General features: G+C 64.8%; 13 protein-coding genes. 6 read left to right on the top strand and 7 right to left on the bottom strand.

Features of this window, described 5'->3' with window-relative positions:
* Positions 1-2: 2 nt before the first annotated feature.
* Positions 3-989: a hypothetical protein gene (locus MUY22_RS31155; protein WP_247050526.1), complete on the top strand. Its 987-nt coding sequence runs from the start codon at positions 3-5 to the stop codon at positions 987-989.
* Positions 982-1,557 carry a DUF3558 family protein gene (locus MUY22_RS31150; protein WP_247050524.1) on the top strand — a complete coding sequence of 192 codons (576 nt, stop codon included), beginning with the start codon at positions 982-984 and terminating at the stop codon, positions 1,555-1,557. The genes MUY22_RS31155 and MUY22_RS31150 overlap by 8 nt, the downstream gene beginning before the upstream one ends.
* Before the next feature lie 19 nt (positions 1,558-1,576).
* On the opposite strand, the gene MUY22_RS31145 is transcribed toward MUY22_RS31150, so the two are convergent.
* The 4 genes from MUY22_RS31145 to MUY22_RS31130 all read right to left on the bottom strand — a co-directional run bounded on the left by MUY22_RS31145 (position 1,577) and on the right by MUY22_RS31130 (position 4,627).
* Entirely contained in the window at positions 1,577-2,308 is a 732-nt protein-coding gene (locus MUY22_RS31145; RefSeq protein ID WP_247050522.1) for an ESX secretion-associated protein EspG, read from the bottom strand.
* A gap of 68 nt (positions 2,309-2,376) precedes the next feature.
* The gene (locus tag MUY22_RS31140; protein WP_247050521.1) at positions 2,377-3,690 is read right to left on the bottom strand and encodes a hypothetical protein; all 1,314 of its coding nucleotides are present in this window, start codon (positions 3,688-3,690) and stop codon (positions 2,377-2,379) included.
* A complete protein-coding gene (locus MUY22_RS31135) occupies positions 3,690-4,331 on the bottom strand; it encodes a DUF3558 domain-containing protein (RefSeq protein WP_247050519.1) in 642 nt (213 codons plus the stop codon). The genes MUY22_RS31140 and MUY22_RS31135 overlap by 1 nt, the downstream gene beginning before the upstream one ends.
* The gene (locus MUY22_RS31130; RefSeq protein WP_247050516.1) at positions 4,328-4,627 is read right to left on the bottom strand and encodes a hypothetical protein; all 300 of its coding nucleotides are present in this window, start codon (positions 4,625-4,627) and stop codon (positions 4,328-4,330) included. The genes MUY22_RS31135 and MUY22_RS31130 overlap by 4 nt, the downstream gene beginning before the upstream one ends.
* A gap of 913 nt (positions 4,628-5,540) precedes the next feature.
* Here MUY22_RS31130 and MUY22_RS31125 point away from each other — a divergent pair.
* Complete coding sequence (locus tag MUY22_RS31125; protein WP_247050514.1) at positions 5,541-6,356, top strand: serine/threonine-protein kinase; 816 nt, start codon at positions 5,541-5,543, stop codon at positions 6,354-6,356.
* Positions 6,357-6,406: 50 nt separating this feature from the next.
* Positions 6,407-7,858, top strand: a complete 1,452-nt coding sequence (locus MUY22_RS31120; protein ID WP_247050512.1) for a hypothetical protein — start codon at positions 6,407-6,409, stop codon at positions 7,856-7,858.
* A gap of 37 nt (positions 7,859-7,895) precedes the next feature.
* Here the strand turns inward: MUY22_RS31120 and MUY22_RS31115 are convergent, their stop codons facing one another.
* The 3 genes from MUY22_RS31115 to MUY22_RS31105 form a co-directional block, all read right to left on the bottom strand.
* Positions 7,896-8,690 carry a hypothetical protein gene (locus MUY22_RS31115; protein WP_247050510.1) on the bottom strand — a complete coding sequence of 265 codons (795 nt, stop codon included), beginning with the start codon at positions 8,688-8,690 and terminating at the stop codon, positions 7,896-7,898.
* Between the two features lie 623 nt (positions 8,691-9,313).
* On the bottom strand, positions 9,314-9,592 hold the full coding sequence (locus MUY22_RS31110) for a hypothetical protein (protein ID WP_247050508.1): 279 nt from the start codon (positions 9,590-9,592) through the stop codon (positions 9,314-9,316).
* Positions 9,593-10,428: 836 nt separating this feature from the next.
* Positions 10,429-11,604 (bottom strand): IS110 family transposase, encoded by a 1,176-nt coding sequence (locus MUY22_RS31105; RefSeq protein WP_247050506.1) that lies wholly within the window; start codon positions 11,602-11,604, stop codon positions 10,429-10,431.
* A gap of 308 nt (positions 11,605-11,912) precedes the next feature.
* Here MUY22_RS31105 and MUY22_RS31100 point away from each other — a divergent pair, with 308 nt between their 5' ends.
* Positions 11,913-13,118 carry an IS110 family transposase gene (locus MUY22_RS31100; protein ID WP_247050504.1) on the top strand — a complete coding sequence of 402 codons (1,206 nt, stop codon included), beginning with the start codon at positions 11,913-11,915 and terminating at the stop codon, positions 13,116-13,118.
* Positions 13,119-13,865: 747 nt separating this feature from the next.
* Positions 13,866-15,629: an ATP-dependent endonuclease gene (locus tag MUY22_RS31095; protein WP_247050502.1), complete on the top strand. Its 1,764-nt coding sequence runs from the start codon at positions 13,866-13,868 to the stop codon at positions 15,627-15,629.
* Positions 15,630-15,663: the final 34 nt, after the last annotated feature.

Genomic DNA, 15,663 nt, shown 5'->3' with positions numbered 1-15,663 from the left:
GAATGGCCGACTGGAAAAGCGACGACGAAGTGCGCTCCGCCGCAGACCGTGCCGCACGCCGGCTCATCGACCTGTTCAACGACGAGCAGCCCGACGGCAAATGGCTGGGATCGCCGGAGGCCTACCCCGGCGGCGGTGGGGCTGTGCTCCTGCGCGGGCTGCTCGACGACGCCGACAAGGTACTCAGCCTCGACCCGCAAAAAATCATCGACGAGTTCGAGCGCATGAAGAAGGTCGGCCGCGCCCTGGACCAGGACACCTCGTCCGACATCGTCGACGCCTTCCGGAAGATCGACTACTCGGTGCAGGACTGGGAGGGCGGCGGAGCCGATGCTTTCCGGCTCCAGATCTCGAAGATCCAAGCCTTCCTCGGCCAGCAGGCCTCCTACCTGGTCAAGACCGTCGAGTCGCTCGCGGTACTGCTCGCTGCCGCGGTCCAGGCCCGCCGGGACTACGTCGCGGTCGCCGATGCCACCAGCGCCGCCGTTGCCAAGGCGCTCAAGCAGCACAGCGAGGCGGAGACGAAGATTGCGATCTCGGTCGGTGCAAGCGTCGTCTCGGCAGTGCTCGGCATCGCGACCGGCGGCGCCTGGTTCACCGCCACCGCCGGCGTCGTGATCGGCGCGTCGTCCACAGGCTTGCAGCTGGCCGTGGACGGGGACAAGTTCGCCGAGGTCGCCTCCGGCTACAAGACCGGCAAGGACCAGGTGCTGACCAGCTACCAGGACATCGTCCACAGCGCCTCAGCCCAAGTCCACGACGCGGAACGGGACCTGCTCGGCGAGAAGAACGAACTGTTCGCCCCGCTGCCACCGACGATCGTCGTCAACTCCCCGACCTTCCACTACGAGGACTTCTCCTCAACCGAACGCCCGGCCGGTGGATTCGGCTCGAAGGTCGACGAGGAACACCGGGAACTGGTCGAGCGGCCGGGACCGGCCGGTGTCGTCGGCCCCGGCACCCCGCTGCAAAGGCGCCTCGATGGCTGACAAGATCCGCAGCGTCGCGCTGGTCGGGCTCGGATTGGCCGTGGTCGCGGCCGGCTGCACCGGCCCCGACGCCCCTCCCCCGCCGCCCACGTCGTCGACACCGTTATCTATCACCGGCACTCAGCTCGACGTGTCTCGCTACCTCTCTACCCCCTGCTCGGGCGTGCCCGCCGCCCTCACGGCACAGCTCGGACTGGTGAAACCCCAGGACGCCCACGACACCGTGCTCGTCACCGCCGGCGACCAGTCGCAATGCCGGTTCACCAGCGGCCCGCCCCTATCTGCCGCGGCCGAGGTCCGCTTCTACCCGAAAGCACGGCCTCTCCCGCTTGTCAGCGGGCCCGGCAGCCAGGTCAAAGCGACCTCGGTGGCTGGCTACCCAGCCGGTGAATGGGTGCTCAGCACTGGGACGGACGGCAGCTTCACTTCGTGCCAAATCATCGTCGACATCGCCGACAGCCAAGGGCTCGGCACTCTGTACAACGGCCCGGCCGGCGAACCTGTCACGACCTCGTGCGCTAAAACCAGACAGCTTGCCGAGGGAGTTCTGGCTGCTCTCCCCCGCTGACAGGGGCTCGTGTGGTTCGTCAGAGGTCGGTGTAGGTGTTGTTGAGGGTCGACACGAACTCGCGGGCGGTTGCGGGGATCATGACGATGTTGTCGTCGGCGTCGGTGTAGACGAGGAGACGTCCGGCTTCTGCGATGTCGATCGCGGTGATCGGCAGACTGCGGATCCTCTCGCCGTCGGCGTCTCGGCGAGCGACGTAGATCTGGTGAACGGCCTGCCGTGGTCGCTGCATCGCGGTCTGGAGGCGTTCGAGGTCGCGGCCATCCGTCTCGCCGGACGCCGGCTGGCCCTCGTAGACAGCGTGCGGCACGACGGCCGGCGGTGTCACCGCGGCGGTTACCTCCGGGAGGGTGTCCAGGAGCGCGGTGGCAAGCCACTTATCCTCGATCGGTTCCAGGGACACGACGTTGTCGTCGATGACGACACGGAGGGCATCCTCGCCGCGGGCAGCGATGAGCACCGAGCAGGCTCGCCCGTCGGCGAAGTTGCTGAAGGAGTAGTACTCGCGACCGGCCCGCGCGAGGACCGTGGCGGTCGATCGCCAGAGTCCGTTGAGTCGGTTGTTGCGGGCCAGGCCGAGGTCGGTCAGCGCCGTCATGGCTCTGACCTCGAGCTCACGTCGGCCGTCGGCGCTCGTCCAGTGGTGCAGGTTGGTCCCGAACGCTGATGGAAGGTCCCCGACGGCGAGCATGCTCCACGCGGTCAGGAACGCGAGTTTGGGCAAGACGATGGGTCGGTCGATGACAGCCACGACACACGCTCCGTGATGCGGGACGACAGGTGGGGAAGGCCGTTGCCGGCGGGCATGCACGGAGTGCGTCAGGTACCGATGGTGGGCTGAACTGGGCCGAAGCCGGTATGGGGGTCGACCAGCTCGTCGTCATCGACGGCGAACGCGCTCGCATCGTCACGGACGTATTTGCGCTGGTGTTCGTCGTCCTCGGAAGAGCCACGCGTGGTCCCCGCGGGTGCCACACCTGCGGCTCCGCGAGAGCCGGTGCCGCGGCCGCCGGCACCTGCTGCTCTCTGTTCCGCTCCTCCGCGTGGTCCTTTGGCCAGCGTGCCCGCTCCGCCTTCGGCCAGGCCTCGGTTCGGCCCAGCAGAGGCAGGCGGCCGGGGAACACCCACGAGCGGCAGATCGCCGGGATCGGGTAGCTGGGTGCCAGCGCCTCGTCCGACCTGCTCGGCCAGGCCGAGCCCGATCATCCCTCGCCTGCCAGGCTCGAGCCCGGATTCCGTAAGTCCGGCGGCGTCGGTCTGGTCGTGCTGCGGGGCGACGATCTCGTGCGGGTCCCTGCTGTCGACGTCGTCGCCACTGCCGGATCCTGTGGTGGTGCGGGAGTCCTTGCCGTCGGTCCCGGTGTTCGCGTGGTCGTTCTCCGTGGAAGGCGTCTCCGTCGTTGTTCGGTCCGTGGTCACGCGGGCGGGCTTTCCGGTTCCGCGGTCCGACCGGTCGGTGACCCCGCGCAGGTCAGTCTGTGTGCGCTCGGCGGGATCCGTTACCGGCTCAGGCGTGAGTCGGCCGTAGTCGCCGGACAGTCCCTGGCCCTGCGTGTCGAGGTGCTGGACGTAGGTGTTGTAGATGCCGAGGTTCTTCTCGGCCTTCGCGTTGTAGGCCTCGATGGCCTCCTCGGTGTCGGTGTCCCAGGGCGTCGCGACGTCGAAGAAGGACTTGTCGGGCGGGTCACCCATTGGCTCCATGGACCGCTTGGCCAGCTCGAACCCGTAGGCGGCGTCGGTCACGTTGCTGCCGTTGGAACTCAGTGTCAGCGCCGCGCGATCGATCAGATCGCTGAAGGCCTTGGTGCGCATGTGGGCACGGTCTGCACCACTGCCTGTCCAGGCCGGCTCCAGGTTGTTCAGCATCGTGGTGAGCCCGGCCGCGATCTCGTGATGTTCTGCCGCCGCGCTCCCGGACGTGGCGCCGCTCTCGGTCCAGCTCGTGCCGTCCCCGGCCATGACGCATTGCACGACGGCCGGGACCGGCATCGCGCGAGCGCCGATATCGCCGGAGAACAGGTCACCCGCCCAGCCGATCGCGTCCTGGGCCGTGTGCACAAGAGCGGTTCCGGCGTGCTCTGCTTCGTGTGCCATGGCGTGCGCGGCACGCCCGAGTTGGTCAAAGGGAAACATCAGGAACCTGCCTTCGCTCTCAGCGTCGTGACTGTCATGTCAGCGATCTGAGAGATCAGGCTGCATGCGTCTTCGGTGTCCTTTTTGCTCACGCCCAAGGTGAGGCTGACGTCGATGGAAAGGTTGTCTGCCAGGCCGATGCTCGCCTGGCAGAAGCCGGCGGGGACCGTGCCGCCTTTGGCCCCGGCATGTGCAACGGCAGGGAAGCCCTGTATCGCCGGGAGTTCTCGCCACAGAGCCGATTGCGGTTTGGTGTTGGCGTAGACACCGCTGAGCCCGACGTGGGTGTTGAGCGTGTAGGAGACTCCGACGGCGCCTCCGGTGTCGCGATTGGACCACGCACACGCTGGGCCGACCTCCGCGAGATCTTCGCGCTGCCCGGAGACGGAGGCCCCCACCGCGGCGACGACCTGATCCGGAGTGAGCGCGTCCGAGCAGGGGTCGCCGGCCAGGACCGACAGCGGCAAGGGGTCTGCCACCCGGGGCGCCCCGGCGAACGGCAAACCAGGGGCCGAGGCGTTCTGTCCAGCAGGCGCGGGCAGAGCCTTTCCCGACGTTTCGCCAAGCCCTCCGTGGCTGGAGCATGCGACAGAGAGACCCGTGACGGAGACCAGCAGGACGAGAGCCAGCCGACGATTCATCCCGCGACACTCCCCTTCGGGGTCTTCGCCTGATCGACGTCCTGCGCGGCAGCGGAGTCACGTTCGCCGATCAATCGGTAGGATTCCTGGATCTTCTTGACCAGCTCGTCCAGATAGGCCGCTTCCGAGCTGACGTGATCACCGAGCACGGAGAAGACGCCCTGGCCGTTCACCAGGCGGGCGTTGTAGGCGAGGCTGGCGGGATCATCAGCCGCCGGACGGACCTGCTTCAACGTCTCCGCCTGGCGCTGCAGTTGCCGAAGCCGCCTGAGGGCGTTCTGCGCTTGCGACAGCACAGCCTGCGCTTCCTTGGGTGACAGGCTGAACCCCGCGCCTGAGGCCCCTGTCTGCGGACCGCCACCGGCTTCTGGCATCTGTACTTGTACATCGACTTCCGCCAGCCACGGACTGACGCCTGTGTGTGGTTGTGCCACGGCCGCGTGAACCCCTCCCGCTCAGCGCTGCGTGCCAAACGACCCGGCTACCGACACGCCGAAGATCGCTCCGCTGACCTGCTGAGACCGGTGATAGATCGACCGGTCCTACCAAGTCGGCTGCACATGCGACCGTAGCTGATCAACTACTTCTGTGTACGGCAATCGGCGGATTTCGCCGTCTGCAAATTGCATCCGCAGATCACTTACGGACTCAAACCCTCGGCGCGACGCTCGACATTCAACGAGGTCAAGGCACACATCTGGGACCAATTGGCAGCTCGCCCAGAACGAGTGGACAATTTGATGACAGTTCCCGCAGCCAGCCGCGACCACACGATCAAAACTCACCCAACCGAGCGAGGGATCCCGTCTGCACGCGCGATAGCACGTGCATTTGTACGAGCTCGCACTCCTGCGCTGGACTGGTTCATGGCACTACTGGCCGTCCTCACCCGCGCGTCAATGAATCCGCGCAAGGTACCGCCGTATTGCATCGACGACCGCGCAAGCACACAATGGCCGCCCTGGGCGACTATCGCGCATACATGACGACCGCCGCCCAGCTGACCAGGAGACCGGCCGCAGTTCGGACACGACTTCCGCAAGGGTACAACAATGAGAGCATCTCGCCGGAGTGGCCGCACCTGTCGGCTCCCAGTCCGCCAGCATCTTTCACACCGCTCGCGGCGAGGCTTCCGCCGCTCCCACATCGGAGGGAGGATCATGGAGCGTCAAGGCACCTGAAGCTCAGGACTCGCCAGGAGGTCACCGGATGGAAGAGCGGAAGTACACAGCTGACGAGGTAGCTGCCGCCTTCGGAACTCCCGCCAAAGAAGTCAGTTTCCTCGGCACCGGAGCGTTCGGTGAGACCTGGAGGGTCGGCCCGCAGGACGCGTGCAAGATCATCTACCAGGACGAATTCCCTGCGGAACGCCTCGATCGGGAGGTCGAGGGCCTGCTCAAGATCGAGGACGACCGTGTGGTTCGACTGAGGGAACGGACCGCCGTGCTGATCGAGGGATGCGTGCGGCAGGTCCTGAGGTTCGAGTTCATCCCCGGCGGCGATCTCCGCCACCGGCTCAACCGGGGGCAGGTTCCTGCGGAAGAGTGTCTCCCCTTTACCCGTGGGCTGCTGCACGCCGCAGCCGTGCTGCACGAGGCACAGGTGGTGCACCGCGACATCAAGCCGGAGAACATCCTGCTGCGGCACGGGGAGGCCGCCGATCCCGTGCTCGTCGACCTCGGCCTGGTCAAACCGCTAGATGAGTCGACGTTGACGGTCTACCCGAGCTTCATCGGCACCGCACGCTACGCCGCGCCGGAGCAACTCCGCGGCGATCGTGCACGTAACGCGGCGGATCTCTGGTCCATCGGCGCCGTGGCCGCAGAGGCTCTGACCGGCCGCCACCCGTACTCCCAGCCAGGGCAGCACAGGGATTTCGCCACCCTGCTCCGCGCCGCGGAGAGCGTCGACCTCGATCTGCACGCCGACACCCCCTCCGAGCTGCGGATCGTGATCGCGAAGTTGCTCTCGCCGCGTAGGTCGGCCCGAGGCTCAGCCCGTACGGCGGAGCGCATGCTGGCGTGAGCGGCACCGGAAGTGCAACCAGCGTTGGCGGGGTCACCGGAGGTGGGAAGATGCGTGATGAGAGCTCGGATGGTTCTTCAGAGAGCGACATCGGCGAGTCTGAGCTGCTCGGACCGCCGGAAGCCTACGGCTTCGACGCCCTGACCGGCGTCTGGATCACCGAGGACACCCGGCCCGAGGACCTCGACCCCTACGCCGACCCGCCAAGCCGGTACTACGACCTGGACGAACCAGACGACGACACGGTCGAGGAGTTCAACCGTAGTCTCGCGGAGGAGATCGCTGACTTAGCGGAGGCGCAGAGCGCCGAACAGGCAGCCACTCCGGACGTCACCGGCCCGCCGGCCGCCGAAGCACTTCGCGGTAACAGTCCGATCATGATCATCAGCCGTCCCCACCAGCACTACTCCGCAGTACCCGCCCTCCTGCGAGGGCTCGCCCGCTCTCAGGGTAGGACAGTCACGTTTGCGGCGGCCGGCACCTTGCTACAGCTGGTGCCCAGAGCGGGTAACGCCTACCTGTCCCAATTCGGAGCCGCCGCGCTCCGCATCGCCGATCCTGTCGCCCACGCCGTGTTCGATGCGGTTCCTGGTCGCAGACCGGTGAGCGATCAGAGCAAACGCTGGCCGTTCCAACAGCACCAGGATCCCGCCGTTAATGAGGCGGCTTGGCTTGACGACGTCGTCGCGGCCCAACGGGAAGCCGGAGCCAACGTCCTGCTGAGTCCAGGACGGTTCCTGCCAGGTGTCGCTCCGGACGCCGAGCTGGACGCGGCCCTCCGCCACCTCGACGCGGTACGTAACCGAGCCGAGGACGAGCCCTCGCTCCTGAACCTGATGTTGGCCACAGGATGGCTGATGTACCCCGACCGGGTGGACGACGTCGCCGAACGAGTGATCGAATCGCGCCCCGACGCACTCTGGCTCACCACGCTATGGCCAACTACGGCCACAGCATCGCAACCTGTGGAACAGCAGCTCCTCGCCGGCTATCGCGACCTCTGTCAGGCCCTCGCGGACGAGCAGATCCCCGTCCTGCTGCCCACCACCGATCTCACCGGCTGGTGGTGCCTGGCGCACGGCGCCGCAGGATTCGGCACCGGCTTATCGGCAGCCGCGCGCGGCTTTACCCCGAATATGCGAGGTGGCGGGACCACAGCGCCGCCGAAGCCGCGCATCTTCACGCCTGAGCTCCTCCACACCATCCTGCGCACGGAGCATGAAGCGCTGACAGCAGGCGGATTGGTCGCCCAATGCGACTGCCCCTACTGTGAAGCCAGTCGCAACACCCACGATTGGGACGCGCACACGCAGGGGGCGCATCACCTGTGCCGCCTGGCAGAGCTGACCGCCGGCGTCGCCAACGCCTCCGACCGGCGCACCCACATCACAGAACTCGTATCCGACGCGCTGATCACCGCGGCTTCGGCAGTTTCACAAGTCGCGATGGAAACCGCGTCGAAACCCGGTCACCTACGAGTCTGGCACCAACTCCTAGCGTGACCGCCGTCACGCGGGTCAGCTTTATCGGCCGAAGAATTCAGTTCAGCACGGCGACCGAGCTCCGCGGATCGCGCGGTGAAGCCAGAACAGGCCGCCCAAACACGTGCCTGACCGGTCCCGATACGGCGCCTGCCGAGTGAAGTGCCCATAGCCGCTCGGCCGCGAACATCCGACGTAGAGCCCAACCCCGGATCCGGCGCGGCCGCGGAGCTTCACGAACCACCCGTACCTCACCCGACGGTCGAACTGACAGCACGCCAACCTGAGATGAAGCAAGCATCTCTGTGGCATCGGCGGCCCTCGCCGCTACGCGCGGCGGCAAAGCGATGTAAGACGCGTCGGCAAACACGGTGTGTCGACGTGCCTGCACGAGTGCGCGATGCCAATCCGACAACTTCGCCTCGACCGCTGTCACGCCCGTGACGGGGATCGAGTACTGCCACTCGGTCTCAGCGCCACCATCCGCGGTGCGCCGGACGTGCCCGGCTTCAGTCAACCGGCGCAACGGCCCTCGACGAAGCCCATCGACGGTGAGACCGGCGAGGGCGGCGAGCTCGGCGACACTGGTCCACTTGTCTGGGTGCTGCAGAACGGCGAAGACCCGCACATCGGTCCAGTCCGTGATCGCCGGACGACCACCACGCTTGTCGCGGTGACCGCGCGCGAACCGCACCGCGCACAGATCCGCCACGCCGTCGCCGGCCGGCACTTCGAACATCGCCGACCAGTCCCCGCCGACGATCCGCGGCGGCATCAGGCACGCAGTGGCCCGGGCAAGCGGCAGCAGCATCTCCACCTCACTAGCGAAGAGCTCTTCGACCAACTTGCCCACGTCATCCCCTCCTCCGGCCGGTCGAGGCAACGATAATCGAATGTCACCGGCACGGCAGAGGCAGTCGGAAGGGAACCGTCCACTAGGCCGACAAGCTGGTGCCGCGCCGGATGGCCCGTCGGACGCTGAACTTCACCCAGGCTCAGATCCTCGATATGGAAGGCGAGGACCGCGACGACGTCACCCGGGCGGTGTACGACCCGGCCAGCACATACGGTGTAAAGCCAACGGCGGAGCCGCACCAAGCCACGCAGCAACCGGCAAGTGCTGGTGTCTAGTCCGAGCCATGCTCCGAGGGCTTCCCCTTGGCATGTGTCGCGCGGTGTCGTCTCATGCCGATTCCTTTCGGGACGCCAGATACGTTGCACCCGTCGATCCCGCAACGCTCCCTCACGCCACGCTCGATCGCATACTCGTGCAGGTTGCGTAGCCCTGGTCCGAACCCGAAGTGCGCGAGGCGCTGCGCAACGCTTCCGTCGTGATGCAAGGCATCAAGATCAGCGCTGGCCTTCTTGTCATGACCCGTGCGGAAGAAGGCACCGGGCAGGGTCTCTCTCCCACATCCGCAGAAACACTCACCGGTCGGTGTGATTGGGGTGGCGGTCCCTGACATGACCTTCTCCTCAGCCTCTTCGGAAGATGAACAGGTCAAGTCTGTCTTGATAATCAAGAATGTCAAGACTTATATCCAGCATCCCTGCCTTGAGCTCCCGGGTCCTGAAGTGGAACTTCGGCGTCCGGACGGTGATCGAAAAGGCGTCAACTGACTTGTCCGGCCCCGACGCAGTGACGGCCACGATCACGTAGGCGTTGCGATACGCCCGGTACAGGCGACCGGGCGCACAGTCCCGGATCGCGCCGCTGACCAACTGTTTCCCCAGCGCATCGTCGAGGTAGTCCAAGGGCCGCCCACAAGCGATCGCATTGAGCACACGTCGGAGCAAGTACCCTGCGAGCCCCATCGCCACACCCGCAGCTGAACATCGACCGTGATTGCTCCGCCGGCGACAAGTGCGCCAGGGATACTCCTCATCCACGATTCGAATGCCATACCCGCCCGGCCGGCTACTCGGTATCTTTTGGGGTGCTTCAGACTGGCCAGCTGTACCCAGACGGTGTGGCGCTCCTCGTCGATGAGGTACCAGATGGAGCCACCGCCGGTCACATCGAACTGCCATTGCGCCAGCTGTCGGCCGCGGTGCAAGGCGGTGCAAGCCAGTTGCGAGCGACCCCTTTGAGGCGCTGATGGCGGGTATCCGGGTTCTGACCGCGCGGTGAGCATGAGGTCGTACGCGCGGCGAGCGTTACTTTCGCCGCGCGTACGAGATCGTCCCAGCTTGCCGCCGCTTCCTTGGTGCCGAACCGAACGTCCCGCTCGTCGCCGACTGGCGGCTACCAGCGGCTTCGCCGAGCTGGCCGCCGTCCTCGCCTACCATGGCGTCGCGCTACTCGACGGCGTGCACGACGAGCACCAACTGCTGCAGTTCGCAACTCGGCTCTGACAGAGTACCTGCCCACCGCGACAGCAGCCCGTCCGGCATCACCGCGCTCACCGACCACAACCAGGTCCACGCCCACCCGGGAAAGCCGGATTCATCCGACGCGGGCCGCCTCCGCACACCGGCTGCTCCGACCTGCCACGCCCCCGTTACGTTTTCGTGGCTCCCGACCTGGGAGTTGTGGTCACCAGGCCCGGTATGACTTACGCCCCCAGTCGCACGCATGATCCGGGGGGGTGTCACCGGGTCTGGTGGCATCGACCGACCGCTGATAGGGACACGGCCACCGCCAGGAAGGTCTCGATGCCCCTATTGTTCGTCAAGCAGCGTGCTGAGCTGGTGCGGTCTGTGAGTCCGGTGAGGTGATGATCCGGTAGAACTCGCGGGCGATGTAGCGTTTGAGGCAGCGGACGGCTTCGCGTTTGGTTTTGCCCTCGCGGACACGCCGGTCGATGTAGTCGCGGGTGCGTTGGTCCCAGCGCAGGCGGACCAGCACGATGCAGCGCAGGGCGGAGTTGGCCTGGCGGTCGCCGCCTCGGTTGAGCCGGTGGCGTTGCCGTCCTGCCTGAGGATGCTTCCACCGGGCTGACGCCGCACAGCGCGGCGAAAGACGCTTCGCTGCGCAGGCGTTCGGGGTTGTCGCCGGCGGCGATGAGGAGCGTCGCGGCCGTATCGGGTCCGACTCCGTAGGTGTCGAGCATGGCGGAGTTGTGGCCGGTCAGGACCGCGGCGGTCTGCGCGTTGAGATCGGCGATCTCCTGACTGAGGCGGTCAATCCTGCATGCAAGCACGCGCAGGGTGTATCGGGCCGCGGTGGCGCTGTCGGTTGGCGTGGCGGGTGCCCATGCGACGCACCGCTGCACGAGCTTGGCGGTGCTGAGGTCGCGCAGCTCCTCGCGCAGGGCGGGGTCGGCGGAGACCAGGACGGCCTTGAGCTGGTTGATGGCCTGGGTTCGTGACTTGAGGGCGGAGGTCTTGGCCACCTTGAACATGCGCAGCATCTCCACTGGGCCCTGGCCGCCCTTGGCTAACCCGCTGGTTTGCCCGTTGAGCACGGAGCGGGCGGCGGACTCGGCGTCGATGGCGTCGTTCTTGCCGCGGCGTCGGCGGTTGGCCTTGTCGGGCTGGTTGACCTCGAACACCTCGATGTCGACGGCTGCGAGGTGGCGGGCGAGCGCAGCTCCGTAGGAGCCCGTGCACTCCACTCCGGCGCGGCGCACGGCACCGAACTCGCGCGCCCACTTCACCAGAGCCTGATATCCGGCCGGCGTCGTCGGAAATGCCTTACTGGCAAGCAAAACGCCGAACGCGGTGACGACCGCGGCGACGTGGAGGTCCTTGTGGGTGTCGACTTCCACGATCACCTCCTGGCCGTCGAGAACCTGAGGCGAGGTGAGACGCGGGGTGCTCGGCACGGTCTGCTGACTCCTGCTCTGATCGAAACGCCGGTGGCTGGCCGACGCCGGACCGATCAGGCGGTCAGGACTGTGAAGATGCACAATGCGGCAAAGCCCCTATCGGGACACGCCCCACCAGCCCGGCGGCAGCAAGCACCGCCCCGAGCACGCAGCCGACAGATCGAGACAAAGACACATCGGTCAGTCGTAACGCGGGTCAGACCACGGCTCGGGGCGGCACCCCCTGATCATCACAGTCGTAACGTGGGTGCCGGCGCTCGATGCCCAACCAGGTGACCACTCGCGACGATCGAACGGCATGGTGGATGAGCAGCACTTTCGGGGTGTTCCTCGGCCTGGATGTCGGCAAGGAAGCCCATCACGCGGTCGGCCTCGACCCGACGGGCAAGCGTCTGCATGACGGGCCGCTGCCCAACAGTGAACCGAAACTGCGGGCCTTGTTCGACAAGCTGGCCCAGCACGGGCCGCTGCTGGTCGTGGTGGACCAGCCGGCCACGATCGGGGCGTTGCCGGTCACGGTCGCCCGCGCGGTCGGCCATGAGGTGGCCTATCTGCCAGGTCTGGCGATGCGCCGCATCGCCGACCTCTACCCCGGCCGAGCGAAAACCGATGCCCGGGACGCGTTCATCATCGCCGACGCGGCCCGCTCGCTGCCGCATACGCTGCGGCCGGTCGACGTCGGCGACGAGGCGTTGGCCGAGCTGGAGGTGCTGGTCGGGTTCGATGACGACCTGGCCGGCGAAGCCACTCGCATCGCCAACCGGATCAGGGGCCTGCTCACCGGCATCCACCCGGCCCTTGAACACGCCATCGGACCGCGGATCAGTCATCCCGCGGTGCTGGAGATCCTCTCGCGTTGCGGCGGCCCGACCGGCATCGCCAAGGCCGGCCGCCGCAAACTCACCGCGATCGCGAAAGTCCACGCCCCCCGCATGAGCGACAAACTCGTCGAGGCGATCATGGTCGCCCTGGACGAGCAGACGGTCACCGTCCCGGGCACCGCAGCCGCGGACACGGTCTTGCCGCGGCTGGCTGACAGCCTTAAAACCGTGCTCCAGCAACGCAAAACCGTCGCTGATCAGGTTGAGAGGATACTTGATGCGCACCCTCTTGCCGGGGTCCTGACCTCGATGCCCGGCATCGGAGTCAGGACCGCAGCCCGCATCCTGCTCGAGGTCGGCGACGCCTCGAACTTCGCCAGCTCCGGCCATCTGGCGGCCTACGCGGGCATCGCTCCGGTCACCCGCAGCTCTGGATCCTCGATCAGAGGCGAGCATCCGGCTCGGACCGGCAACCGGAAGCTGAAACGGGCGTTCTTCCTGGCCGCGTTCGCGGCCTTGCACGACCCGACCAGCAGGACCTACTACGACCGCAAACGAGCCGAGGGCAAGAAGCACAACGCCGCCCTGATCTGCCTGGCCCGCCGCCGCTGCGACGTCCTCTACGCCATGCTCCGCAACGGCACCCACTACCGCCACCCCGAACCAGCTCCCGTCCCCGCTGCGGCTTGACAACCACATAGGGACACCCCGCACTGGTAATGATGGCGTGCGCCCGCTCCGCCGGACGCCGCGGGGACTCGGTGCTGGTCGATGCCCAGGCCGTCCTTGCCTGGTGGTCGGCCAGGTAAAGGCGAAGTCAGATGAACGACTCCGGACTGGCTGGCAACCTCTGTTAAGCGACGATGCCCTTGCGGATCACCCGCACGAGCCGATCCCACAGTCCAGGTCGACTCTATTCAACCCGAGCAGCTCGGAGGCCCGCGCCGCGCAGCTGACCCCCAGGGACAGCAATGCTTGATCCCGATTGGACCGCAGACTACTGAATACGTCGTTCCATCGCTCGTCAGGCAGGGCCCGCTGAACGCCCCTTCGGCAGCTTAGAGTTGCACTGGACAGGTTCAACATGGTCGAACGATCTTCGAGTGCGGACAGCCGACAACAAACACTTGATCGATGTACACCCAGTCGAGTGAATATCAACAACCTCATCGGCTCCCTTTCACACTTGCCGCCGCCTAACGCACCGCACGTCCTTCCAGGTAGGAAACCTCGACATGATCCACTTGGCGCGCCAACCACAACGATCCCTCGTTGGCAGAACACCAACATCATCGATAATACGTTGGCAAACTCAGTACCAATAGAACCCACCGTGGATTACCGTGGGTGTACCATCCACGTTCAATAATGGACAGAGCAGAATTACGGAGCACGCACGATGAACAACTCGACTAATGGATCTGCAGGTTTGACGACGTGGAAATTCTGAAAGACCTGAGACTCCGTAATTTTCGCGCCTTCCAAGATTTTCGGCTGACCTTCGGCAACGGGGCCTACCTCATCGGCCCGAACAATGCCGGAAAATCCACAGTACTCACTGCTCTCCGTGTCGCCGATGTACTGATCCGCCTTGCCCGACGACGGAAGCCTGACGACGCCAAAGTAGATGGTGATCGGAAATATCCGATATGGCCGATTCCTCTAACGGAATTCCCGGCTTTGCGCGAAAGCGTGAGATATGAGTTCCGCGGCCATGAAGCACGACTTGAGCTGAGCTGGAAAAACGGCGCCAGACTGGTCGCAGTGTGGCCAGAGGAAGACGATGAAGCTAGCGAACCCTTCTTCTACATGGAGAGGAAGCCTGGACTGCCGGTCAGGGATGTCAAGCAGGCCCGAGAAGCATTCCCGGAATTGGGCGTAATCCCAATTCTAAACCCGATTGACCACACGGAAAGTCAACTACAAGACGGCTATGTCGAGCGAAACATCTCTGGTCGCCTGAGTAGCCGTCACTTTCGCAATCAGTTGCGGTTGCTCAAAAACTCCAGAAAACTTGATTCATTCTTGGAGTTCGCTGAACCATGGATTGACGGAATTCAGTTTATGAATTTTGGTCAGCATCTCGGATCAGGTTCGGAAGGCGTAGTCCTCGACGTCTACTACACCGAGCCGGGAAGCCGTGCCGAAAAAGAGCTTGTCTGGGCCGGCGACGGGATCCAAGTCTGGCTTCAACTGCTTTACCACATCTACCGCGTCCGCAACTTCGATACAATAATCCTGGACGAACCCGAGGTCTACCTCCACCCGGATCTTCAACGAAGGCTCGTCCACCTGCTGGAAGCAACGTCCCGGCAGATAATTGTCGCAACACACTCATCGGAGATCGCCGCCGAAGCAGAACCTCGCTTGGTCACGCTTGTCGAAAAGGGAAGAAAGAATGCTCGACGAGCTCGCGACGAGGCAACCCTCGAACAGCTTTCCTCCACACTGGGAACAGCCTTCAACCTGAGACTCGCGCGCGCCCTGCGATCACGAGTAGTCCTTTTCGTCGAAGGACAGGACATGGCAGTCATTCGTCGATTCTCAAAAACCCTTCGACTAGCCAATATCGAGCTGGAAAAGGGCATAACCGTGATCAAGCTCGAGGGCTTCTCGAGATTCAACCACGTAGCACCCTTCACATGGCTGTGCGACGAGCTGCTACCGGAAGCAATCAAGGTACATATTCTACTGGACCGAGACTATCGAAGTAATGTAGCGATCACAGGTATCGAGCAAGACTTCGACGACGTCGGCATATCTGCACACATCTGGCGACGAAAAGAATTGGAAAGTTACCTATTGACACCTTCAGTGATTGCACGCCTTTCCGGGCTCACCGAAGCAGAGGCGACGGACGCACTGTCAACTGCCACGCTCGCAATGGAGAACGACGTCTTCAGCCGACTTCTAGGCGACCGAATTCAGGAAGAAAAGAGCAGCTCTCGACATGCCGTGGATGTGACGGCACAATTTAAGACAGAATTCGATAGGGAATGGATTAGTCTTAGTTTTCGCCTATACCATTGCCCGGCAAAGCAGGTTATCGCTCGCCTCAACGACTTGTTGCAGACCCAAGGCAAGAGGTCCGTTTCATCTCGTTCGCTCGCGTCTGCCCATCGAGTTGGCGAGATTGCGCCAGAGATGACCGATGCCCTCCGTCAAATCAACGCTGCCGTAACAAACTTGCAAGTTCTTTAGCAGCAGAACAGTCAGTACGCTGGAACGACTGGTC

The organism is Amycolatopsis sp. WQ 127309 (assembly GCF_023023025.1).
Lineage (GTDB): Bacteria > Actinomycetota > Actinomycetes > Mycobacteriales > Pseudonocardiaceae > Amycolatopsis.
This window is presented reverse-complemented; position numbering and strand designations above follow the sequence as displayed.

Bases quoted from the DNA above. Each gene is read 5' to 3' on its own strand.
- MUY22_RS31155 (WP_247050526.1), top strand. From the start codon at position 3: ATGGCCGACTGGAAAAGCGACGACGAAGTGCGCTCCGCCGCAGACCGT.
- MUY22_RS31150 (WP_247050524.1), top strand. From the start codon at position 982: ATGGCTGACAAGATCCGCAGCGTCGCGCTGGTCGGGCTCGGATTGGCC.
- MUY22_RS31140 (WP_247050521.1), bottom strand. From the start codon at position 3,690: ATGTTTCCCTTTGACCAACTCGGGCGTGCCGCGCACGCCATGGCACAC.
- MUY22_RS31135 (WP_247050519.1), bottom strand. From the start codon at position 4,331: ATGAATCGTCGGCTGGCTCTCGTCCTGCTGGTCTCCGTCACGGGTCTC.
- MUY22_RS31125 (WP_247050514.1), top strand. From the start codon at position 5,541: ATGGAAGAGCGGAAGTACACAGCTGACGAGGTAGCTGCCGCCTTCGGA.
- MUY22_RS31120 (WP_247050512.1), top strand. From the start codon at position 6,407: ATGCGTGATGAGAGCTCGGATGGTTCTTCAGAGAGCGACATCGGCGAG.
- MUY22_RS31100 (WP_247050504.1), top strand. From the start codon at position 11,913: ATGAGCAGCACTTTCGGGGTGTTCCTCGGCCTGGATGTCGGCAAGGAA.